This is a genomic window from Cupriavidus basilensis (genome assembly GCF_008801925.2).
Classification (GTDB): Bacteria; Pseudomonadota; Gammaproteobacteria; order Burkholderiales; family Burkholderiaceae; genus Cupriavidus; species Cupriavidus basilensis.
Window position 1 is genome coordinate 2,078,075 of record NZ_CP062804.1, and the last position, 23,330, is coordinate 2,101,404.

Sequence of the window (23,330 nt, forward strand, 5' to 3'; positions counted from 1 at the left end):
TGAATTTCATCGACTGGTCCCAACTTTCTGATCAATACCAACTGGTCGCCACAAATAAACCATTCGAAATGAATTGTCTGACGTTGGCGATTTATATGCCGGCGTTATCAAAACCGATGTGTCTCGCAAAACAACTACATTTCTCTCGTGAAGTTTTTCGTCATTTCATCAACAAATGTTTTGCAATTATCCGAATTCATGTCAATAACAACAAGATAGCGACGCTCACCAACTCCAAAGTAAATTGAGTTAAAGAAGAAATATGCGACATCCTCTATCGAATCATTTTCGTGACCCATGGTAACTACATCGAATCTGTCGATTGAAATAAGCACATCATCAAGATGATCATGCAGCTCATCCGCCCCCTCTCCGTATGTTAGAAAACAGGTTACCCCAGACTTCAACAGTATTTTTACCAAGCCATCATCAATTTCCCACCTCGTTCCACCAAGCCAAATTAGACATATTGTCGGAATTTCATTGAAGCTTGAAATAATACCCAACCGGCTTTTGTCAATAATCACCAACGAGCCAACTCCGCGATCAATTTTTAGCATTTTTCGGGGCCATTTTTAATAATTTATCGATATTATCTCTGAACGTAGATATTTCCGTTTCAAGATGACGAATTCTTGCAGAATGCTGCCGCTCGATAATTGCAGGTGGCAAATTCTCTATACCCAGCCGAATAGTCGGATTCGCAACAAAATCAGCCAATTTTCGCTCGTGCTCCTTAATTAATTTCTCATAGGATTTAATCGATTTAATGTCTTGCGGCGAGAGAGCATTGGCATTATTTCCGTACCTGCCAACTCCGCCATCCGCCATTTCCAACGACTGCGAGATGGCGATGGCTTGACGATAAACAACCGCTGCCTCTTTGGCTTGTTGCAATACAAAGCTATAACATCTTCCGTCACCGGGCGAACAATAATTCGCAGGATTGGCACTCATCGCGGCAACTGCCCAACCGATTTGCCTGCCCCACTCATCGGCGGCTGCATCCCGGTCGCTGGCCATTGCCTCGGCTTGATTCTGCCTCGAAACCGCCGACCACCGTGAATAGACAGTATCGGGATCGCAATTTGTTGCTGCCTTGCATGCGGCTAGTTCTGACTTGAATTCCTCTAACTGGGACGCGCTCGGGTCCGTGGTGTGCTTGAGGTAGTTATTCTCCGTCGCAACCTTCCCAATATTCGCGCCCGCAGCAACATCTGCAACCGACCCACCTGCCACGCCACCGGCCACCCCACCAACCACCAATCCAGCCAACTGCACCAACGCCTTACGATCGCTATCACTCAAACCAGGCTGATCGAGAAGCGCCTTACCAAAAGCCTCCATTGCCAGCGAGGCCGCCGCCCCACCTGCAGCACCCGCAGCGAAGCTGCCGCCGGCCGCCTGGGCAAGCAGACCACCCACCAGAGCATGGACAGCGGCCTTGGTGTCAGGAGAGGCGCCCACCAGCATGTCGCCGACCTTGCTATAAACCATCGGCGCCAACTGCTGCACCGGTTCGGCCCGGACCTTGTTCTCCTCCTGCTGTTCCTTCACCTTCTTCGCATCAAAGATCTTATCGAGAGCCTGATTGGCGCCATCCGTATCCCGATTCAAGCCAGCAAGCACTTCTTCCACCGTCTTGCCAGTCTTCTCCTTCTGCGCCTCGGCATTGGTGATGGTGACCGTCCCATTGGCAATGGCGCTCTTGGTAGTGCCGGCGGCATCGCCTTCGATTGCCTTTTGCGCATTCCCCGCGGCCGTGGCCGCAAGGGTGTTCACGCTGTTCTTCAGCAGGCTCTGACCACTGTCGAAGCTGCCGGCAATAGTCGACGAACTACTGCTGTACTCCGCCTTGTTCTCAATATCGCTGGTAGTCAGCGTGCCGGTGGTGAGGCTGTTCTTGCCCGCGTCGGCCGTACTGGCCAGCACCGCTCCCTTCAGGTCCGTGTTCTGCTTGACGTTGACCTGGAAGCCGCCATTGCCCGCGTAGATGCCGCTTTGCTCCCTGACCGAGTTGTAGGTGCTGTCGGTGTTGCCGCTCGACACACTGACGCTGCCGCTGACCGTGGTGCCGTAGCAGATCGGGGGCACGCACAGGCTGGCCTGGAAGCCGGATGACGATTCGCGGCTGTGGTAGTTGTCGGTGTCTTGCCGGCTTTCTACATTGAGGTTGCGCCCCACGTCTGCCCGCACGGTGTCGCCGGTGACTTGCGCGCCCTTGAGGTTGGTGTCGCGCCCGCTGGTGATGGTGAGCTGGTCGCTGGCGCTGACATGGCTGTTGTGGTTGGTGACGGAGTCGCCGTCGCCCTTGGCCTTGTTCTGGCTGGCGGCGAGTTCGAGCGTGAAGCCGTTTTGCTGTCCGCCGAGTGCGAGGCCCACGCCGATGCTGGCGTTGCTGCCGCCGCTCTTGCTGCTTTGGCTGGCGGTGTCTTGCGCGCTTTCCAGGTTGACGTCGCGAGCTGCGCTGAGGGTGACGGTTTTGCCGTCGATCTGTACGCCTCGCCCGGTGATGTCGCCGTCGGTGGCGTAGCCGTTGGCGTCCTTGCCGCCGGAGCCGGCGGCGACGATGGTGACGGCGTTGCCGGCCTTGACGGTGGTGCCTTGGTTGGCGCTGGCCTGGCTGCGGGATTCGGACTCGGAGCTGCCGCCGCCGATGCTGACGGTGGCTTTGATCAGCGCGGTGCCGCCGGTGCCGCCGCTGGCGAGGTCCCGGACGGTGCTGACGCCGTTGGCGACCGCGAGCGCAGCCTGCGCTGCGTAGAGCCCGCGCAGGCGGTCGTTCTTGCTGTCTTCCATGCCGCGGGCGGCGTTCTCGATGGTTTGCGCGGCGGTTACCGCGTAGCCGGACAGGGCGAGCGTGACGCCGTACTGGCTGGTTTTGTCGACCTGGTGGCTGTTTGCGGTGTCCTTGCCGGGGTCAAGCACCACGTTCTTGCCGATCAGCGTGACGTCTTTCCCGGCGGCGATATCGGCGCCGCGTGCGGTGAGGTCGTCCTTGGCGCTGATGGTGACGCTGCCGTTCTGGCTGACCACCTGGCTGCGGATGGTGTTTTCGGTGGTCTGCGCCGTGTCCAGGTGGTGGGACTCGGTACGGATGCCGACGGTGCCGGTGTAGCCGGTGCCGCCCAGGTCGCCGATCTGGCGGCTGCTGCTGTCGCTGCGCTTGGTCTTGCTGTCCTGGCCGGAGAGGATGTCGACCTTGCCTTGCAGCGCGGCTAGCGTGAGGTCGCCTTCAGCCGACAGGCCGCTGCCGGCGATGGTGATGTCGCCGCTGCGGGCCTTGACGGCGACGGTATTGCCGGTGACCACCGTGGCGTTTTGCCGGGCGGCGCTGGCGTCGCCGCTGGCGCTGGCTTTCTGGTTGCCGTACGGCAGCATGGAGACGCCGCCGTTGTTGGGACCGCCGCCGACAAAGCGGCCGACATCGCCAAGCGAGGGCGCGGCGGTGCTCAGGCTCCAGCCGCTGCTGCTGGAGCTGGTGGCTTCGCGGTAGCTGTCGGTGGAGGCTTGCAGCAGGACGTCGCGCTGGGCGTCGAGGATGGCGGCAGCGCCGGCGCTGACGGTGCTGCCGGCGATCAGGATATTGCCGTCGGTGGCTTTGCCGTTGGCGTCCTTGTCGCCGTTGCCGGTGGCGCGCAGGCGGATATCGCCGGCGCCGGTGAGCTGGCTGCCGCGCTGGGAGATCGATTCGGTCTCCACCTGGCTGCTGCTGCGGTTGCTGCCAAAGGTGATGCCCACCTGCGGCGCGGTGAAGGCGGCGGCGCCGAGTTCATTGAGCGTTTGCTTGGCGCGGGTGACGGTGCTGGGGTTGCGCTGGATGTCCTGGAGGTTGCGCGCCGTGTCGAGCGGCGTGCCGGTGAGCGCCATGGACAGGCCGCTGGAGCGGCTGCTCTGGCTGCTTTCCTGGGTGATGTGGTCCACGCCGGCCAGCACGGCGATGTTCTGCGCCTGGATATCGATATGGCCGGCGGTGGTGTTGCCTTCCTTGCGCCCGGCGATCAGGTCGCTGCCGAGGATGGTGGCGTCGCGCCCGGCGCTGATGGTGACATTGCCGTTGGCGGCGCCCACGGTGCTGCGCGCATCGCTCTGGGTGACGGCAACGGCGTGGCCGGCGCTGTTGGCCTGGTTGCTGCCCGCCGAGACGCCGATGCCGCCCTTGCCGGCAAAGGCGGAGAGCCCGGAGGATTTCTGCTCGTGTGCGTAGCTTTCTTCCCGGGTGTTCTGGCCGGCGGTGATCAGCACGTTGCCTTTGGTGGCGGCCAGGGCTACGCCGTCGGTGGCGGCGATGCCGCTCTGGCGCACGGTGAGGTCGTTGCCGGCGGTCACGCGCACGGTGTCGCCGCTGACCAGGCTGCCTACGCCAAGGTCGGCATGGCTGCTGGTCTGGTCGTGGCTGGCGCTGCGCGAGAGCAGGCCGCTGCTTCTGCTGCGGCTGTCGTAGCTGGCGTCGTGCACTTCCCGGGCTTCGCCGATGGTGATGTCCTGGGTGGCGACGATGCTGACGCCGGAGCCGCTCACGCCGGGCTTGCCGGCGCTGACTTCCGAGCCGGTCAGCGTGACGCTGCCCTTGCCTGTGACCGGCGCGGCGGTGATGCCGTTGGCTTCCAGCAGGCCGGCTGCCAGCGTTGTTTGCCCGGCTGCCAGGGTGGCGCTGGTGCCGCCTTGCACGGTGCTGCCGCGCACGGTTTCGTCGTAGGCGGACTGCGTGTAGGACGCGCCCTTGCCGCCCAGCGAGCCTTCGCTGTGGGCGGTGGTGTCTTTCGCGGCCGTGACGGTGAGATCCCGCCCGGCGATCGGGGAGACATCGCCGCCCGCCCCCACACTGGACCCCGCCAGCGCGGCGTCGCGCCCGGCCACCGCCACCACATTGCCGCCTGCCTGCACCGTGCTGCCGGCCACCGTGCTGGTCTTGTCGTGGGCATAGCTTTGCCCGCCGCGCGAGACGGCGTCCTGCGTGGTGCCGAGGGTGACCGCGCCAATGGTGAGGTCGCGGCCGGCGCCGATCAGTGCGCCCTTGCCGGCTTCGAGCACGGCGCCGCTGAGGGTGACGTCGCGCCCGGCCAGCACCAGGGCATTGCCGGTTGCCGAAATCGCCGCCACCGCGGCCACGCCCGTGGCGCCCGCGCTGTAGCCGTTGGGCCCGATCGTGCGGGCTTCCGTGACGGTCTGCGTTTCGTTGACCACATCGCGCCCGGCTTGCACCAGGACGTCCTGGCCGCCGATGCGCCCGCCCAGGTTGCGTACATCCTGCAGGGCCTGGACCACGGTGGTGCCGGTGGTGTCGCCAATGGCGCCGCGATTGACGATGTTGTTGCCGAGCACCTGCGTGGCGACGTCGCCAACGATGCGGCCGCTGTTGTTGACGTTGCTGGTGGCATTGAGCGCGACGCTGTTGCCGGTGACGAGCGCACCGGTGCTGTTGAGGTCGACGGCGTTGGACTGCGCCAGGTAGACCTTGGGCACCAGCACCGATTGATGCGTACCGTCGGGCAGCGTCACGTCTTGCGCTACCAGCCAGACCATATCGGTGGTGAGCTGGCGCATCTGGTCATCGGACAGGCCTACGCCGGGGGACAGGCCGAAGGCTTTGGCGTAGGTCACGCCGCTGTTCATCAGGGCCTGGTATTCCTTCAACTGGTCGGTGTAGCCGGCCAGGAAGGTACGGCCGGTTAGTGCCGTGACCTGGTCGCGGATGAGCTTTTCTTCATAGAAGCCGTCGCCGAGGCGCTTTTGCACCTGCTGCGGGTCCAGGCCGAGGGCGCCCAGCATGTAGTCGCTGGAGAGGAAGGCCTTGTATTGGGTGAAGCGTGAGTCGGTCTCGATCAGGTAGGGCGTGGCCGGGGCCGGGCGCAGCGTGAACAGGCCGTTGACGGGCAGCGTCAGGTTGGGGATGCCGCCGGCGGCGGTGCCGAGCGTCTGCGGGCGGCTGGTGGTGCCGGTGGCGGCCGCGACGGGGCCGGCGCCGAGGGTTGGCGCGGCGCCGGCCGTGCCCGCGACACTGCCAAGCTGCGTGCCGGAGGCGCTGCCGCCGGCCACGCCGCTGCCAGTGACAGTCTGGCCGACGCGGTTGACGGAGCCGACGGTGATGTCCTGCGCGGTGGTCTGCACGGCCTGGTTGGCGGTGGCAAGGGCCGGCAGCGCGGCTACCGTGGTGGGCGCCTGGGGCGTGGTCGGATACGGCACCGTTTGCTCATCGCTGTTGCCGCCGGATTTCTGGTGCCAGTAGAACGTGGAGGTGTCGGTGGTGCTGACCGTCTGCTGGAGCACCGTGCCGACGTCCTGTACCCCGCCACCGGCGGCGCGCCGGGACAGGTTGCCGCCGGCGGCCATGATGGACGACTGGTTCAGGATGCTGCCACCGTCGCTGTTGATGCGGATCGAGCCCTGGGCCTGGACCCGGGCCGCCGCGGTGGCGCTGACCAGGCGGTCGGTGGCGACGGTGGTGACGGTGGTGCGGGAAGTCTCGCTGTAGTCGTGAACGTCCGGGCCGAGGTCGTAGCGCACGCGCACCTGGTCCGGGCGGAGGTGCTTGGCGGGATCCCAGTCAGGCCAGAAGGTGATCCTGTAGGTGGACCCGGTGTCCTGGATGTCCTGGTAGTACTGGGTAGGGTTGGTGGCAAACGGGCGCCCGCCCGGTCCGCCTTCACCGGCGCAGCCGTTGTCGCCGCACATCGGGTTGTCGTTGCCGACGTAGGTCTCGAAGGGCGGCTGCGTGAAGGAAAGCGTCTTGGCCGTGGTATTGAGATTGACCACGTTGGACTTTGGCACTTCGAGCGTGACCGGGGCGCGCAGCGCGTTGACCATGTCCCCGCTGATGCTTGCCGCCGTGGCGCGCCACCTCCATCCGGGGAACGTGGCACTCATGTGACCGTTGGTTTCTCCGTCACCCAGTCCGGCGAGCCAGAGCGAGAGCGTCTGCGTCGTCGTGGTCTGCGGCGTGCCCGCCTCCGTCACGATGCTGGTACGCGTGTTGTTGACCGTGCGCGCGGCGATGTCGATATCGCCGTCTGCCTCGATCGTTGCCGAGCGGTTGTTGAGCACGCCGACCTGGTTGGCCAGCATGCCGGTGCCCGGGTCGCGCGTGCCGTCGCGGGCGATCTGCAGGTTGCCGGCGCTGTAGATCAGCGCGCCGTCCAGGTTCGAGACGGCGTTTGAGGCATGGATCTTGAGGTCCTGCGCGGCGGCGATGACGGCGGCCGGGCCGGTGTTGCTTAACACCGCTGCCTGCACCTGCACGGTGTTGCCGATCACGGCGCCGGTGTTGTCCAGCGCGCCGCTGATGGTGTTGACGGCATTGCCTTCGATGCGTCCGGCGTTGGTGATGGTGCCGTCGGCCTGGACGGTGGTGGCCTGCGAGTTGATGCCGGCACCGGCGGCGTTGTTCACATTGGCGCCACGCACGGCCAGGCTGCCGCCGGCCGCCAGCGTGCCGGTGTTGGTGACCGCGCCGCTGGCACGGAGTTGCAGGTCGCCGTCGGCGCGCAGCTTGTTGGCAGCGTCGTTGAGATAGTCGCCCGCTACGTTAAGCGCCAGGTTGCGCCCCGCCGTCATCTCGCCGCTGCCGCTGACGGTGCCGGCGCGGCTGGATACGCCCACGTCCTGGTTGGCGCGTACCGCGCCGCCCTGGTTTGTCATGGAGGCCATGGGTGAGCTGCACGTCGGTGCCGCCAAGCACGTTGCCGCCTTCATTGGCGAGCGTGGTGCTGGCCTGGTTGAGGGTCAGGCCCACGGCGCCGTAGATCCTGCCCCTGCGATTGTCCACGCTGCGGGTCACGCCCAGCGTGAGCGCGCCGGCCGCGGCGATCTGCGCGCCGCTTGCGTTGGCGAGATCGGTGGCGGCGAGGGTCACGTCGCCGTTGCCGCCGAGCGTGCCGCCGGTGTTGTCCAGCGCGCCGGCGGCGGTGATGGTGGTGGCGCCGTCGCCCGCGTTGGCAAGGCGCCCGCCGCGGTTGTCGATGCCGGATGCGGAGACAGTGGCCTTGCCGTGCGCGCCGTTGGCGGTGAGCGTGCCACCAGCGTTGCTCAGCGTGCCAGCGGCTGCGACAGACAGATCGCCGCTGGTCTGCGCCGTGCCGCCGGTGTTGTCCACCTGGCCCTGGCTGCTGAGCGACAGGCCGGACTGGCCGTAGAGCGTGCCCTGGCGGTTGACCAGGTCTGCGCCCGTGGTGACACTGGCGGCGCCTTGTGCGGACAGGTTGCCCCGGGTGTTGTCCAGCGAGGCCGCCTGCACGGCGAGTGCGCCGTTGCTCTGGATGGCGCCGGCTGTATTGCCCAGCGCACCCCGGCTCGTCAGCGCCAGGGCGCCGTCTCCGGCGTGCGCGATGCGCCCGCCGTCGTTGGCCAGCGACTGCGCGTCCACCGTCAGGTTCTTGCCGTTGGTGGCCAGCGTGCCCGCGGTGTTGTCGAGGGCGCCACCCGCGTTGATGACCGTGTCGGCCGTGCCGAACTGGTTGATGGCGCCGCCGTTGTTGGACAAATTGCCTGTGGTGCGGATGCCGGCCTGATCGCCTTCGATGCGGCCGGCGGCGTTGTCCAGCGACGCCGCCGACAGGTCGACGACACCACCGGACAGGGTGCCCTGGCGATTGCTGGCCGCGCCCGACACGGTGGCCGTTAGCGCTGCGCCCGCCGTGATGCTGCACTGGCCGTTGTCCAGCGACTGTGCATCCAGGCTGGCATCGCCCTTGGCGGTGATCTGTGCGTGATTGGCCAGCGTGCCGGCTGCCAGCTCCACCTTGCCGTTGCCGCCGATCCGGCCCGCATTGGCGTTGACCAAGGCTTGCTGCGCCTGGACCCGGGTCAAGCCATCGCCCGCATTGACGATGCGCCCGGCGGTGTTGTCAACACGGGCAGCGGCAAGCGACATTGCGCTGTGCGTGCCGGCGGTTTCGATCCGGCCAGCCGTGTTGGTCACCGCGCCGGCGGCCCGCAGGTCCAGCGCGCCGTTGGTCTGGATGGTGCCCTCGGCATTGCCCAGCGCGCCACGGCTGGTCACGGCCAGCGTGCCGTCGCCCGCGTGCGCGACACGGCCGCTGTCGTTGGACAGCGACTGCGCGTCCACGGTCAGGTTCTTGCCGTTGGTGGCCAGCGTGCCCGAGGTGTTGTCCAGGACGCCACCCACGCTGATGCGGGTGTCTGCCTTGCCGAACTGGTTAATGGCGCCGCCCCGGTTGGCCAGATCGCCCGCCGTGCGCACGCCAACCAGGTCGCCTTCGATGCGGCCCGCGGCGTTGTCGAGCGAGCCGGCGTTGACGGCGAGCGCGCCGCCCGCCTGCAGTTCACCTTGCTGATTGTTGACGGCGCCGGCCGACTGCAGCGTGGCTGCGCCGTGCGCCAGCATCTGTCCGCCCTGGTTGGAGACGCTGCCGGCCGTGATGGTGGTGCTGCCCTGGCTGGTCAACTGCCCCCGGTCGTTGACGAGCGCCCCGCTGGCATTGGCGCTTAGCGCCCCACCCGCCTGGCTGCTGGCGCCGCTGAGGTTGATGTCGCCCGCGCTGGCGGCGAGGCTGAGGTTGCCCAGCGCCGCGTTCTGGCTGCCGGCTAGCTGCAGCGCCGTGCCCTGCAGGCTGGCATTGCCGCCCGCGAGGTGCTTGCCGCTGGCCGACAGCGTGCCGGCCGCCACCACGCTCAGGTCCGCCTGCCGGCCGATCGCGCCGTCGCCATTGACGCCCGCGCCCAACGTGCCGCTGGAGACCACGCTGCCCGCATTGACGCGCAAGCCCTGCTGCGCCGCCAGCGTGCCGCTGTTGCCGAGCGTGCCTGCGGTATCGAGCGAGACCGCCTGCGCGCCATAGATGGTGCCGCTGTTCTCCACGCCTTCGCGCGCGGCGATGGCGAGGTTGCCGGTGGCGCTGGTCTTGCCGGCGAGTTCCAGCCGGCCCTGCGCGCTGAGCGTCAGGTCGCCGGCCTGCGCGGCCAGCACGCCGCGGTGGCTCACGCCCACGCCAGCCTCGGTGCCGACCAGCAGGATCTTGTTGGCGTACATGCCGCCTAGCTGGCTGACATCGATGCCGATGCCGGGCGCGGGACCGGTCCCGGCAATGGGCGTGGCGGCCAGCGTGGCGCGGTCTACCTGGCTGGCGCCGGCGATGACGTTGAGGTTGTTGGCATGGATGGCCGCGTTGGCGGTGACGCTGCGGGCGATCAGGTCGACCTGGTCGACGTTGCCGGCGTTCAGCCCGGCGCCCTGCACCGAGATCTGGCCGCCGGTGACGCGGAAGGCGTCGAGGCTGCCGGTGCCGCCGTACACCGGCACGCCGGTGGTCAGCGTGGCGCGGCTGGTGTTGATGAAGCCACCACCGTCCACCATGATGCCGTTGGGGTTGGCCACCACCACTTCGGCCCGGGCGCCGGCCACTTCCAGGTAGCCGCGCAACTGGCTGGGCAGCGCGCTGGTGACCTGGTTGACGATGATGCGCGCGTTCTGTCCCGGCAGCAGGTTGGGGTTGCCGTTGACGAAACCGGCTTGCTGGGTCGACACGATGGTGGGCGAGTTGTTGAGGATCGCGCCGCCCTTGGGCACGTCGAACCGGGTGTAGGCGTTGGTGGACACGCCCGCGCCCGAGGGCCGCGTGATGTTGACTTGCGCCAGGCCGTTGCTGGTCTGGATCACGCCGGGGCGGTTGGCGCCGGCATTGGGCTCCGCCACGATCTGGGCAGTGGCCGGGGCAGCCAGCCCAAGCAGGGCAGCCGAGGCCAACGAGGCAGTTGAGGCCAACGAGGCAAAGCGCGCGCGCGGCATGACTGGCAGCGCGGCCGCCATCGATGCGCCAGGCGCCGGGCCTTGCCCTGCGCGGTGGCTGCGCCGTTGCGCGCGTGCGCCGCCTTGCTGTCCTTTTCCGATGCTGGCGGCCGATTCTTCAACGGCGACCAGCATCCCGCGATGCCTGCTGTAGACCAGGCGGAAACTGCCCTTGTTCATAATTGGATAGACCCTGGATTAGCGGTGCTTTTCTGATGACTGGCACCGTTACCGGAATGACTGGAGACAACCGTCATCCTCTTTACATGTATGGACAATGTTTAATGACGACGGCAATGCGGTCAATCGGACAAGTACGAATCGAGGGGTATTGCGAGCGCGCAAGCGCAGGCATTGCACACCGTCGCACACCGTCAATCGACGGCTGCAAGCGGCATTACGGGAGATTTCGCAGCGCAGGGCGCGCTTTGACCTACTGAAGGGGGATTGAAAAGCAGACGCGCGGCGTGTTATCAGCGCCGGGATAAAATGCAATTCCTAAGATTAGGACTAGGATTAAGACATTCCTAATCCTAGTCCTAGCCGCCTGAATCAATGGGAATTATCAGAATAGATACATTTCACTAAGAACGGAATTCAGACTATCTCCAACCGTCTCCATTAACGGCAGATATCCGCGATCCTTTAGCGCGCAAGCCGGGCGCGGCGTCAGCTACGGCCGATTTCCTGCAGGATGCGCGTGAGCAGGTAGAGGCGCGGCACGATGGAATCGATCTCGATGTACTCATCGCGCGCGTGGTATCCGAAGCCCGCCAGGCCGAAGCTTTCCACGACCACCGCCTTGCCTGAGCGCCCGGCGAAGCCCGCATCGGTGGCGCCGCCGGTGCCTTCGGCCAGTGCCAGCTGGCGGCCGTCGAGCTCGGCGTAGATGGCTTGCGCGCGCTGCGCCAGTTCGCGGCCGCGTGCGTTGGCGACAAACGGCGGCCGGCCGGTTTCCATGGTCACGGTGGTTTGCGTGTCGGGGACGAGCTTGCCTTCGTCCACCTTCTTTTGCAGCGCGGCCTGCAGCTTGCCGGCGCCGTCCTTGACCGTGGTGCGCACGTCGCCGATGGCGGTGGCGTGCTCGGGTATCTGGTTGCGGACCTCGCCCGCCTGCGCGGTGGTCCAGTTGAGCTGGGTGCCCGGCACGGATTTGGCCACGTCGCGCGTTTGCTGCAGCTGGTAGGCCAGCTCGATCAGCGCATTGCGGCCCAGCTCCGGCGCGGCGCCGGCGTGCGAGGCGCGCCCCTTCACTTCCATGACGGCGGTTGCCGTGCCGCTGGCGCCCATCAGCAGGGCCTCGGTCTTGACCACGGCCTTGGCGGCGGTCGGCTCGAACGACAGCACGACGTCGTGCTGGTCGGCCAGTTTGGCGATGGTCTCGCCGGAGCCGATGGAGCCGACTTCCTCGTCGGGGTTGAACAGCACGGTCAGCTCGGCGTAGTCGTTCCAGCCGGCCGCCTTGAGGATGGCCAGTGAATGCAGGATCACGGCGATGCCGCCTTTGTCGTCGGCGATGCCGGGGCCGTACAGGCGGTTGCCGTCCTGCTTGATGGGCTGCGTTGCCAGTATGTTGGCCGGATAGACCGTATCCATATGCGCGATCAGCATGATGCGGCGCTTGCCGGTGCCGGTCAGCGTGCCCTTGACCATGGTGCCCGGGCCCTTGGTGACCGCGATGCGCTCGGTGCGGGCGCCCAGCGCCGCCAGCCGGCCTTCGGTGTAGCTGGCCATCTGCGCCAGGCCCGCCGCGTTGGCGCTGCCGGACTCGATCGACACCATCTCCTTGAGCGACTGGATCACCGCGGGCTCCGCGGTGCGTGCGGCGGCCAGCAATTGGGCGTCGGCGGCGTGGGCGCCGCCGGTGGCGAGGATCAGGGTGGCGATGGCCGCCTGGGTCAGCCGGCGCAGGGAGGAATGCATGGTGTCTCCTGTGGAGGATTGGGTCGTTGTGAGGGCAGGCCGGGCGATGCTAGCGCGGGCGCGGGCGGCTGCGCAAGGGCGCTGCCGCCCGCGCCGGAGCGCCTTAGTTGCGCCCGATTTCCTGCAGGATGCGCGACATCAGGTAGAGCCGCGGCACGATCGAGTCGATCTCGATGTATTCGTCGCGGGCGTGGTATCCGAAGCCCGCCAGGCCGAAGCTCTCCAGCACCGTGGCCTTGCCCGAGCGCACGGCGAAGCCGGCGTCGGTGCCGCCCCCGGTCTGCGGCACCAGCGTCAGCTCGCGGTCGATCTCCTTGTAGATCGCCTGGGCCTTTGCGGCTAGCGCGCGGCTGCGCGCGTCGCTCACGTAGGGCGGACGCCCGGAGATGACTTTGACCGTGGTTTCGGTGTCGGGGACCAGCTTGCTTGCGCTGACCTTGGCTTGCAGCGCGGCCTGCAGCTTGTCCTGCGCGTCGGGCTGGGTCAGGCGCACGTCGCCCACGGCGCTGGCCTTTTCGGTGATCTGGTTCAGCGGGCCGTTGGTATTGGCCTGGGTCCAGATCAGCGCGGCGCCCGGCACGTCCTTGGCCACGTCACGCGTTTGCAGCATCTGGTACGAGAGTTCATAGAGCGCGTTGCGGCCCAGCTCCGGCGCGGCGCCGGCATGCGCGGCGCGGCCCTTCACATCCAGCGTGGCCGTGGCGACGCCGGCCGCGGCCAGCAGCAGCGGCTGGCCCTTCATGACCACCGAGCCCGCGGACGGCTCGCAGGACAGGACCACGTCGTGCTGCTCCGCGAGCTTGGCGATGGTGTCGCCGGAACCCAGCGAGCCCACTTCCTCATCCGGGTTGAACAGCACGGTGATCTGCGCATAGTCCTTCCACCCGGCTGCCTGGAGGATGGCCAGCGTATGCAGGATGACCGCGATGCCGCCCTTGTCGTCGGCGATGCCGGGGCCGTACAGGCGGTTGCCGTCCAGCTTGATCGGCTGGGTGGCCAGCGTGTTGGGGCCGTAGACGGTGTCCATATGCGCGATCAGCATGATGCGGCGCTTGCCGGTGCCGGTCAGCGTGCCCTTGACCATGGTGCCGGGGCCTTGCGTCACGGCGATGCGCTCGGTGCTCGCGCCCAGCGCCTTGAGGCGTGCTTCCGTGAAGCTGGCCATTTGCGCCAGGCCGGCCGCATTGGTGCTGCCGGACTCGATCGACACCATGTCCTTGAGCGACTGGATCAACGCGGGCTCGGCCGCGCGGGCGGCGTCCAGCAATTGCGTGTCCGCGGCGCGTGCGCTGCCGGCTGCCCCGAAGGCCAGCGCGAGCGCTGCCACAGCGGTATGGGTGAGTCGGCGTAGGGATGGCTGCATGAAGTCTCCTGTTGCTTGCTTCGTTATTGTGGTTAGGGCGGTGGTTCGCCGAGCGACGATGCTAGCCCTTGCGGGCGCGCCAAGGTAGGATCAATCCCGCCAATTGGAATGCCGATCCCGCCATGCCTCCCTCTTCTGCCACTACCGCCCTGCCCGAGCCACCCTCCGCCAGGCGCCCCGTGCCGCTGCACGTACGCTTGCTGTGGTTGCCCGAGGCCATGCCCGGCATGCTGTTCGGCGCGCTGGATGTGCTGCGCGCCGCGGCCGGGGTGGCCCGGCTGCAACGCCCGGATGCGGACCGCGACCTGAGCTGGACCGTGATTGGCCCGTCGGGCCGCGCGCTGGCCCTGCCCGCCCTGGGGCTGGAGCCCGCGCGGCGGCGGCGCGCCACGGAAGACGGCAATGCGCTGGTGGTGGTGCCGGGCGTGCTCGCGCGCAATGCGCCGCACCTGGGCGAGATCGTGGGCGGCGCCGGGCAGGCGCTGCGCTTGCTGGAGCGGCACGCGCAGGCGGGCGGATGGATCGCGGCGGGCGCGAGCGGCATCGCTTTTCCCGCGGAGCTGGGCCTGCTGGATGGCGCGCGCATGGGCGCGCCGTGGACCTTCCAGAGCTGGATGAGCCAGCGCTATCCGCGCTGCGATTTTTCCGCGAGCGAGCCGATGGGCTTGCACCAGCGCGTGTTTGGCTGCGTGGCGCCGGCGCTGCAGACAGAGTTCATGCTGCGCGTGCTGGGGCACCTGCATGACCCGGACCTGGCGCAGACCTGCTCGCGCATGCTGCTGTACCAGGCCGAGCGCCAGCAGCTCACGCCAGAGCTGGTGTCGCAACGCTGGCTCAGCAAGACCGCCGACAGCCCCGTCTACCGCGCCATGCGCTGGCTGCAGGCCAATGTGGATGCGCCGTACCGGCTGGCGCTGGTGGCACAGGCGGCGGCCGTGAGCGAGCGGACCTTGCTGCGGCATTTCCGGCAGGTCAGCGGCATGACGCCGCTGGAATACCTGCACGGGCTGCGCGTGGAGCGTGCCAAGACCCTGCTGGAGGTGACCCTGCATGGCTCGCAGGCGGTGGCCGAAGCCTGCGGCTACAGTGACGCGGCGGCGTTCAGGCGGCTGTTCCAGCGGGCAACGGGGATGTCGATGTCGAGCTACCGGGCGCGCTTTGCGCTGCGCTCGCAGCGGCGCTACTGGCGCGTGGAGGACATGCCGCGCCCGGCGGGCACGGCATGATCCGATCCGGCGATTGAAACGATGAACCTGCAAACCCGCGACGTGATGTTGGCAGTGGCGCTTAGTTGCTCAGCACGATGCGGTTGACCACGTCCTCAACCCCATGCACGTACCAGGCATCGCGCTCCGCCTGGCGTTTGCCGGCCTCGGTGGTGGCATAGCCTTCGAGCGTGACGACGCGGTCCTTGGTCTGCACGCGGATGCGGTCAGCATCGACGAACTGGTCGGTCTCCAGCACCAGCTTCAGCGCTTCCGTGACTTCGTCGTCGCGGTCGGCCTCGGCCGGGGCCACCACCAGCTCGTTGACCACGCAGCGGCAACCTCGCGACCACCACGCCAGCACACCGGCCAGGCGCATGTGCGACAGGCTGATCACGTGGCCGCGCAGGGTCACCACGCCGTCGACGACTTCGATGGCGATCTCTCCGCTGGACTCGCCAACGGCTTCGCGCACGGGTTCGATCCTCCCCTTGGTATGCGCGCAGATGCGGCAATTGCGAAAATCGATCGCCTGCAGCAACCGTACGCAGATGGCATTGCGCAGTTCGCCGTCGCCAACCGCCACGCCGCCATCGGCAACGCGCAGGTGATCGATCACGGCGGACACACCGTCGACACGGCGTACCGACGCGGCAACGCGGCTCTTGTCGACAATATCGGGGACTTCGCCTTCGAGAATCAGCGCGCCGTCGCTCAGGCGCAGGTGGATGGTGGGATGGATGGGATGGCTGTGGAAAGGTACGTGGGCGATGGCCGCCCTAGCCTGAGTCAGGACTGCTTCACTGCTATGCATGATGTCTGCCTTATCTTGGAAGGTCTGGATATAGGAGACGCGTTCAGTCCATTGAACGCCCGCGCGGCCCCGCGCCAGGTGCGGCGCGGGACGGCGAGTCTTCATTATAGGTAGCCAGGATGGCCACGCCCGACCTATTGGGCTGTTGGCCTGCTGGCCTGTCGACATATTGACCGGCCACCGGGCCTGGGGCCCGCCGCGGCCGGATCAGGTTTCCACCTTGGCGTCCATGGTGATCTCCGCCTTTAGCAGCTTTGACACCGGGCAGCCGGCTTTGGCCCCTTGCAGGCATTGCTCCACCGCCGCCTTGTCGGCCCCCGGGACGCGCACCGTTACGTCCAGGTGCACGGCGGTGATGGTGAAGCCGGCGCCGTCCTTGTCGAGCGTGACCGTAGCCTTGGTGGCAATGCTCTCGGCAACCATCTTGGCCTCGCCCAGGATCAGGGACAGCGCCATGGAGAAGCATCCCGCATGGGCCGCCCCGATGAGCTCCTCCGGGTTGGTGCCGGGGCCGCCTTCGAAGCGGGCCTTGAAACCGTAGGGTGCATCCTTGAGCACGCCGCTCTCTGCCGAAATGCTGCCCTGGCCGTCCTTGATGCCGCCCTGCCATTTAGCCGAACCGTACTTTTTCATGAGCACTCTCCATCGTCGAGGGGGAAAGGCACGGCATTCGCCGCACCGGTAATGGGACGCTTGCGGCGCGTCCGGAAACGCTTGTGCTGCCATGGTGCGACGCTAGAATGGCCGGCCGGGTTCACGACTTGCGGAGCCCGGGGCTTCCGGACACAGGACAAAACCGCAAAATCCCCGACAACTCCAGCATATAAACCTTCAATTCCTCTTAATTTAAGCGAATTTCAGGGAACTGAATCCCTGGCGCGACTGCCTTACATGCGCGCTGCCGCCCGAGCGGATTGCTGCCGCCCCAAGCTGAACCACAATAGGACGCCAAGGGGAAAACGGCCAGCAAGCCCACTGAGGCCGGCACTTTCTCGTCAGCCCAGACACGCCGCATTAATCACAAAAAAGCTGAATCCACACATTTCATCAACAAGAAAGGGAGATCGGATGCCATTGACGTCGAACAAATTGCCTGCCTGGACCTTATGGCTGCCGCTGGCAGCCTGGGCCGTCCTCGGGGCGGGCATGGCCGCGCCCGGTCAGGCGCTGCTGTTGGTGCTGGCCGGCCTGGCGCTCGCGGGCTCGGTCTTTGCAGCGGTGCACCATGCCGAGGTGGTCGCGCATAAAGTGGGCGAGCCCTTTGGCACGCTGGTGCTGGCGATTGCCGTGACCGTGATCGAAGTGGCGCTGATCGTCTCCGTGATGCTGTCCGCGGGCCCCGAGAAGGCCGGGCTCGCGCGCGATACCGTGTTTGCCGCGGCCATGCTGGTTTGCAACGGCATCGTGGGGATCTGCCTGCTGGTGGGTGGCCTGCGCCATCGCGAGCAGGCTTTCCAGGCGCCGGGCGCCACCGCCGCGCTGGCCGTGCTGGCCGCGCTGGCCGTGCTCACCATGGTGCTGCCTAACTACACCAGCGCAATCCCCGGGCCAATGCTGTCGCAGTCGCAGCTGGCCTTTGCGGGCATTGCCTCGCTGGTGCTCTATGGCAGCTTTGTCTTTGTGCAGACCGTACGCCATCGGGACTACTTCCTGGTGGAAGGCACCTCCGACGAAAGCGTGCACGCCCCGCCCCCGCCCACGAAGATCGCGCTCGCCAGCGGCGGCATGCTGCTGGTGTGCCTGGTGGCAGTGGTCGGCCTGGCCAAGCTGCTCTCACCCACGGTGGAAGCAGCAGTAGCAAGTGCCGGCGCCCCGCCGGCCGTGGTTGGCATCGTGATTGCCGCGCTGGTGCTGCTGCCCGAGGGGCTGGCCGCACTGCGCGCCGCGCGCGCCGACCGCCTGCAGACCAGCATGAACCTGGCGCTGGGCTCAGCGCTGGCCAGCATCGGGCTGACCATTCCTACCGTGGCCGCGGTCTTTATCGCGGTTGGCAAGCCGCTGACGCTGGGCCTGGGCCCGACGGAAACCGTGCTGCTTGCGCTGACCTTGCTGGTCAGCACGCTCACGCTGCACTCGGGCCGAACCACCATGCTGCAAGGCGTGGTGCACCTGGTCATCCTGGCGGCGTACCTGTTCTTGTCGGTCGTGCCTTAAGCCGGGAACAGGCTCGGCGGGGGCGGCTTCTGGCTGATGGCTTCTCCCCGCCGAGCGCACACAATGCGCGCTCGCCATGAGACCAAATCGGTGCTGGTTGCGTGCAGTCCTTTTGCGCAAACTGGCGCCCATGACGCTCATGACGCCCAGGATCCCCACCAAACGCATTGTCATCGTCGGCGCCGGCGTGGCCGGCAGCATCATGGCCCGCGCGCTGGCCATGCAAGCCGGGCTGGAAGTCACATGCCTGGAGCAGGTTGCACTGGATGACGACGCAAGCGCCGGGCTGGTGATCGGCCCCAACGCCATCAAGGCCTTGCACATGCGCGACCCGCTGCTGGCCAGCGCCATTGGCGAGGCCGGCCTGCCCTGGGATCACTGGCGCGTGTCGCTGTGCAGCGGCGAGGTGCTGCTGGACCTGCCGCTCACGCGCGTGGCGGACCATGGCGGCGTGCGCATCCTGCGCGCCACGCTGTACCGCGTGCTGCGCCAGGCCGCCGGCAACACTGTGCGTTACCGTTGCAAGCTGCTGGCGTGCGGCGCCAGCCCGCGGGATCCGGCACGCAGCTACGTCGTCTGGGAACAGCATGGCCAACAACACCGGCTTGACGACATCGACCTGCTGATCGCGGCCGATGGCCGTGACTCGCCCACCCGAAGCGCGTTTGACAGCCAGCCCCGGATGCACCAGCTTGGTGCCCTGCTGTTCCGCCTCCTGGTGCCGGACGCCGGCGCCGGCCGGATCGACGATTACGAACAATGGTGCAACGGCCCTAACCGCCTGCTGGCTTTCCGCTTGCCGGACGGGCGGATCAATATCGCCGGCAGCCTGCCGCTGGCGCCCGGCGAAAAGACGCAGGAGACGTCTCACGCGGGCATCGGCCCGCAGGCGCTGCGCGCCGCCTACACGCCCGCACACGCCAGGCCGGGGCCGCAGGCTGGCTGGCTGATCGATACGCTCTGCGCCAATGTGGATGCCATCTGCTGGTACCGCATGCAGGCGTGCGGCATCCGCTTTGCCGAGCCGCATGCGCAGGTGATGTACCTGGGCGACAGCGCCCACGCCATGGCGCCACCGCTTGGCCAGGGCGTGGCGCAAGCCATCGAGGATGCCTGCAGCGCCGCCGAGCTGATTGCCACGTCGCTGGCCGCGGGCGAGACCAGCCCGCGCGCCTGGCTGGCGACGTTTGAGGCGGCCCGGCTTGAACGCCTGCGCTTTGTGATGTCGGTGGCCCCGCACGCCGCTGGCCTCATGCTGGGCGATGCCACGGAGCAGGACCGGGCGTCGGCGCTGGGCGCGCTGCGCCAGCTCTACTGCTCGGTCGCGTTGCCCCGCCATGGCGGCGGCCCCGTCGTTGACGCTGGCTTTGGCCCTGTCACGGGGACCGGGCTGCCCGCGTAGCGTCGGCGCGCGCACGATCCTTGCTAGTGAGAGCGGATCGTTCTCACTAGCGCCCGAGCGCACGCCGCCATGCTCCACCCGCCCCGCCTTTATCTCTATCTTGACGCCGTGGCCCGCGTTGGGTCGATCCGCAAGGCCGCCGAGCAACTCCACGTCGCCTCCACCGCGCTCAACCGGAAGATCCTGGAGGTGGAGCAAGATATCGGCACGGCGCTGTTCGAGCGCCTGCCCCGCGGCGTGCGGCTGACCGCCGCCGGCGAGGTGCTGATCGCTACCGTGCGCCGCAGCCTCGCGGATCTGGATTCCGCCGCCGCGCAGATGGAGCAGCTGCGCGGGCTGGTGCGGGGCACCGTGCGCATGGCGACGGTTGAGTCAGTCGCCACCGATTTCCTGCCTGAAGTCATCGGCCGCTACCAGTCCACCCACCGCGGCGTGCAGTTTCGCGTAACGGTGGGCAACTCCGGTGACCTGCTGGCCGCGCTCAAGGAGGACGAGGCCGACCTGCTGCTGGCGCACGACCCGCCCCCGACAACCTTTCTGCACGAACTGGCGGTGTCTGCCCAGCCCTTCTGCGCAATGATGCGCCCGGACCATCCGCTGGCGAGCCGGCGCACGTTGCGTTTATCCGATTGCCAGCCCTATCCCGTGGCCCTCGGGCCAGAGAGCTTTGGCAGCCGGCGGCTGATCGAGGCGATCTGCGCGCGCAACCGCTTGTCGCTGCGGGTGATGCTGGAAGCCACCACGGTGGAGATGCTGAAGAGCTTTGCGCGCCAGACCGGCGCGATCTGCTTCCAGTTCCAGGCTGGCACGCTGCGCGAGACGCGTCAGGGCACGCTGATTGCCGTGCCCCTGTCCGACCCCGAGCTGTGCGGTGGGCGGTTGGTGCTGGGCGCGCGCAAGGGCCGCAGCCTGCCGCCCGCGGCGGCGGCGTTTGCCGAGCACCTGAAGGCCGCGCTGACCGGCCTGCACCAGCCGTTGGCCGAGGCCGCCTGATGCGTGGCCGGGGCTTGCATGGCGAGCCGGCGCATGCAACAGCGAGTGCACACAAATTGCGTGCGCCATGAGAAGAAATAAGTGCTGGTTGTATGCAATCGAATTGCCGCAAACTGCATCCATCGCAGTCATGCCAGGCAACATTACCGGGCTGGTCCGGATACCCACGAAAGCAAGATGAGAATCAACGATCCCGCCATCCTCGCCGAGGTGGAAGCCGCCTTCGACGCCTATGAACGGGCGCTGGTGGGCAACGACGTCGCCGAGCTCGACCGGCTGTTCTGGGAAAGCCCGCACACGCTGCGCTACGGCGCGGGCGAAAACCTCTACGGCATCGAGGCCATCCGCGCGTTCCGCGCGGCACGCCCGGCAAGAGGCCTGGCCCGCGAGATCACCGAGCGCAGCGTCACCACCTTCGGCAACGATTTCGCTGTCGCCAATATCGCCTTTCGCCGCGCCGGCGAGCCGCGCCTGGGCCGCCAGAGCCAGAGCTGGGTACGGCTGCCTGAAGGCTGGCAGGTGGTGGCCGCGCACGTGAGCTGGCAGCAAGCATGAGCCAGCGGCGCTAGCGTACCGGCGCCATCCTGCGCCAGCCATTTCAAGAGCACGCGTTTTTAGATAGCCGGGGCTTGCCCCCGGAGGGGTGTTGTCGTGCCCAGTGAATGCGACAGAGCCAGCAACGATAGAAAACGGGTCAACCACGGAGGTCTTTATGCAACACAATTTCAAGCCGGTCGTGAAACTGGCGGTCATGGCAGCAGCCTTGATCTGCGGCAATGCCATGGCGCAATCCAGCGTCACGCTTTACGGGATGGTTGACGCCTATGTCGGCGCTACCAAGGCCGGCGGCGCGGACCGCGCCTACGGCGTCAACAGCGGCGGCATGCAAACCTCGTACTTCGGCATCAAGGGCAGCGAGGATCTTGGCACCGGCCTGAAGGCGATCTTCGACCTGAACGGCTTCCTGCGCCCGGACACCGGCAAGCAAGGCCGCTTCGACGGCGATGCGCTGTTTACCCGCAACGCCTTTGTCGGCCTGCAGAGTGCAACGCTTGGCACGGTGAAGCTCGGGCGCAACACCACGCCCTACTTCATCTCGACCATCCTGTTCAACCCGCTGGTGGACTCCTATGTGTTCTCGCCGGCGATCTTCCACACCTACTTCTCGGCCAGCAATGGCCGCGTCTATGACCCGGGCATCATCGGCGACTCGGGCTGGAGCAACTCGCTGGTGTACTCCACGCCGAACTTTAGCGGCCTGACCGCCAATGCGATCTACTCGTTCGGCGAGCAGGCAGGCAGCGTCGGCAAGAACAAGTGGGGCGGCAACGTGCTCTACTTCAACGGCAACTTCGGCGCCACCGTCGCCTTCCAGCAGGTCAAGTTCAACAGCACCCCGGGCGATGTGACCGCGCCCACGGCGCTGGCCGGCTTCGACAAGCAGAACGCCGTGCAGGTCGGCGTGAGTTATGACTTCAAGGTGGTCAAGCTGTTCGCGCAAGGCCAGTACATCAAGAGCGATGTCAACAACGTCACGGGCGACATCAAGCACACCAACGGCCAGGTTGGCGCGTCGATCCCGGTGGGCAACGGCAACGTGCTGGTCTCTTATGCGTACGACAAGACCAAGAACAGTGTCGCGGACTTCAAGCGCAACACGGCCGGCCTCGCTTACGACTACAACCTGTCCAAGCGCACCGACGTGTATGCCGCGTACTTCTACGACAAGCTGAGCGACCAGTCGCACGGCGACAGCTTTGGCGTGGGCGTGCGTCACCGCTTCTGATTGGAAGCGGTGATTGAGCGGTAGGCAGGCGGGCTGTGCTTCGGCGCGGCCCGCTTGCGCAATCAGGGAAGGCTTCGTGGCCGCCCGGCGACCTTTTGTCGTCATTGCGCCCCCTTGCGCACCTGCCTTGTTTGGCAAACCTCGCCGAACTGCATACACTGGGCGCCATCGGCACGACTATCCCATTCACGTTTGCCGGACATGAAGCGCGTCCTTCCCGAAACTCCCGTCACTCCCCTCACTCCCGTAGCGTCCGTCGCTGCTTGCGCCGCGAGCAATGAGGGCAAAACCGACCTCGACACCCTGCTGACCGAGGTACGCGCCTGCCGCCTGTGCGACGCGCACCTCCCGCTTGGTCCCCGCCCGGTAGTGCAAGCTGCCGCCAGCGCGCGCATCCTGATTGTCGGCCAGGCGCCGGGCACGCGCGTGCATGCCAGCGGCATTCCCTGGGACGACCCCAGCGGTGACCGGCTGCGCGAGTGGATGGGCCTGGACAAGACGGTGTTCTACGATGCCGCGCGCATTGCCATCATCCCGATGGGCCTTTGCTATCCGGGCCGTGGCCCCAGCGGCGACCTGCCGCCGCGCAAGGAGTGCGCGCCGTTGTGGATGGATGCGCTGCTGGCGTGCCTGCCGGAGATCGAGCTGACCTTGCTGGTCGGGCAGTATGCGCAGCGGCGTTTCCTGGGAGCGGCGGCGCGCGGTGGCGTGACACCCACCGTGGCAGGCTTTGACGCGCACGGGCCGCGCTTTATTCCGCTGCCGCACCCATCGCCGCGCAACCAGGGCTGGTTCAAGCAAAACGACTGGTTTGCGCGGGACTTGCTGCCGGTGCTGCGCCAGCGCGTGGAGGCCGTCCTCCTGGCACCACCCGCTGGCTGACGCGGGCTTGTCCCGGGCCTCGGCGAAATGCGCCTCAGCCATCCAGAGCCATTGGTCGATGCTG

14 protein-coding genes are annotated in these 23,330 nt (G+C 66.8%); 7 read left to right on the plus strand and 7 right to left on the minus strand.

Annotated elements, in window-relative coordinates; genetic code table 11:
- Positions 1 to 134: 134 nt before the first annotated feature.
- The 5 genes from F7R26_RS30190 to F7R26_RS30205 all read right to left on the minus strand — a co-directional run bounded on the left by F7R26_RS30190 (position 135) and on the right by F7R26_RS30205 (position 14,030).
- Positions 135 to 560 carry a hypothetical protein gene (locus F7R26_RS30190; protein WP_150990726.1) on the minus strand — a complete coding sequence of 142 codons (426 nt, stop codon included), beginning with the start codon at positions 558 to 560 and terminating at the stop codon, positions 135 to 137.
- The gene (locus F7R26_RS42000) at positions 547 to 7,638 is read right to left on the minus strand and encodes a hemagglutinin repeat-containing protein (RefSeq protein WP_241754786.1); all 7,092 of its coding nucleotides are present in this window, start codon (positions 7,636 to 7,638) and stop codon (positions 547 to 549) included. The genes F7R26_RS30190 and F7R26_RS42000 overlap by 14 nt, the downstream gene beginning before the upstream one ends.
- Complete coding sequence (locus F7R26_RS42005; RefSeq protein WP_241754586.1) at positions 7,526 to 10,924, minus strand: two-partner secretion domain-containing protein; 3,399 nt, start codon at positions 10,922 to 10,924, stop codon at positions 7,526 to 7,528. Before F7R26_RS42005 ends, F7R26_RS42000 begins: the two co-directional genes overlap by 113 nt.
- 489 nt (positions 10,925 to 11,413) lie before the next feature.
- On the minus strand, positions 11,414 to 12,667 hold the full coding sequence (locus F7R26_RS30200) for a M20/M25/M40 family metallo-hydrolase (protein WP_150988093.1): 1,254 nt from the start codon (positions 12,665 to 12,667) through the stop codon (positions 11,414 to 11,416).
- A gap of 103 nt (positions 12,668 to 12,770) precedes the next feature.
- Complete coding sequence (locus F7R26_RS30205) at positions 12,771 to 14,030, minus strand: M20/M25/M40 family metallo-hydrolase (RefSeq protein ID WP_150988095.1); 1,260 nt, start codon at positions 14,028 to 14,030, stop codon at positions 12,771 to 12,773.
- A gap of 122 nt (positions 14,031 to 14,152) precedes the next feature.
- Between F7R26_RS30205 and F7R26_RS30210 the strand changes: the two genes are divergently transcribed.
- Positions 14,153 to 15,256, plus strand: a complete 1,104-nt coding sequence (locus tag F7R26_RS30210) for a GlxA family transcriptional regulator (RefSeq protein WP_150988098.1) — start codon at positions 14,153 to 14,155, stop codon at positions 15,254 to 15,256.
- Between the two features lie 61 nt (positions 15,257 to 15,317).
- Here the strand turns inward: F7R26_RS30210 and F7R26_RS30215 are convergent, their stop codons facing one another.
- Both F7R26_RS30215 and F7R26_RS30220 read right to left on the minus strand, forming a co-directional pair.
- Positions 15,318 to 16,049, minus strand: a complete 732-nt coding sequence (locus F7R26_RS30215; protein ID WP_150988101.1) for a BON domain-containing protein — start codon at positions 16,047 to 16,049, stop codon at positions 15,318 to 15,320.
- Positions 16,050 to 16,256: 207 nt separating this feature from the next.
- A complete protein-coding gene (locus tag F7R26_RS30220; RefSeq protein WP_150988105.1) occupies positions 16,257 to 16,682 on the minus strand; it encodes an OsmC family protein in 426 nt (141 codons plus the stop codon).
- 435 nt (positions 16,683 to 17,117) lie between these two features.
- On the opposite strand from F7R26_RS30220, the gene F7R26_RS30225 reads away from it, so the two are divergent.
- The 6 genes from F7R26_RS30225 (at position 17,118) to F7R26_RS30250 (ending at position 23,266) form a co-directional block, all read left to right on the plus strand.
- Positions 17,118 to 18,203: a calcium:cation antiporter gene (locus F7R26_RS30225; RefSeq protein ID WP_150988108.1), complete on the plus strand. Its 1,086-nt coding sequence runs from the start codon at positions 17,118 to 17,120 to the stop codon at positions 18,201 to 18,203.
- Between the two features lie 130 nt (positions 18,204 to 18,333).
- The gene (locus tag F7R26_RS30230) at positions 18,334 to 19,605 is read left to right on the plus strand and encodes an FAD-dependent oxidoreductase (RefSeq protein WP_170301932.1); all 1,272 of its coding nucleotides are present in this window, start codon (positions 18,334 to 18,336) and stop codon (positions 19,603 to 19,605) included.
- Positions 19,606 to 19,674: 69 nt separating this feature from the next.
- Positions 19,675 to 20,598 carry a LysR family transcriptional regulator gene (locus tag F7R26_RS30235; protein WP_150988114.1) on the plus strand — a complete coding sequence of 308 codons (924 nt, stop codon included), beginning with the start codon at positions 19,675 to 19,677 and terminating at the stop codon, positions 20,596 to 20,598.
- A gap of 177 nt (positions 20,599 to 20,775) precedes the next feature.
- Positions 20,776 to 21,153 carry an oxalurate catabolism protein HpxZ gene (gene hpxZ / locus F7R26_RS30240; RefSeq protein WP_150988116.1) on the plus strand — a complete coding sequence of 126 codons (378 nt, stop codon included), beginning with the start codon at positions 20,776 to 20,778 and terminating at the stop codon, positions 21,151 to 21,153.
- Between the two features lie 157 nt (positions 21,154 to 21,310).
- Complete coding sequence (locus F7R26_RS30245) at positions 21,311 to 22,384, plus strand: porin (protein ID WP_150988119.1); 1,074 nt, start codon at positions 21,311 to 21,313, stop codon at positions 22,382 to 22,384.
- Positions 22,385 to 22,585: 201 nt separating this feature from the next.
- Positions 22,586 to 23,266 carry a uracil-DNA glycosylase family protein gene (locus tag F7R26_RS30250; RefSeq protein ID WP_150988122.1) on the plus strand — a complete coding sequence of 227 codons (681 nt, stop codon included), beginning with the start codon at positions 22,586 to 22,588 and terminating at the stop codon, positions 23,264 to 23,266.
- Positions 23,267 to 23,330: the final 64 nt, after the last annotated feature.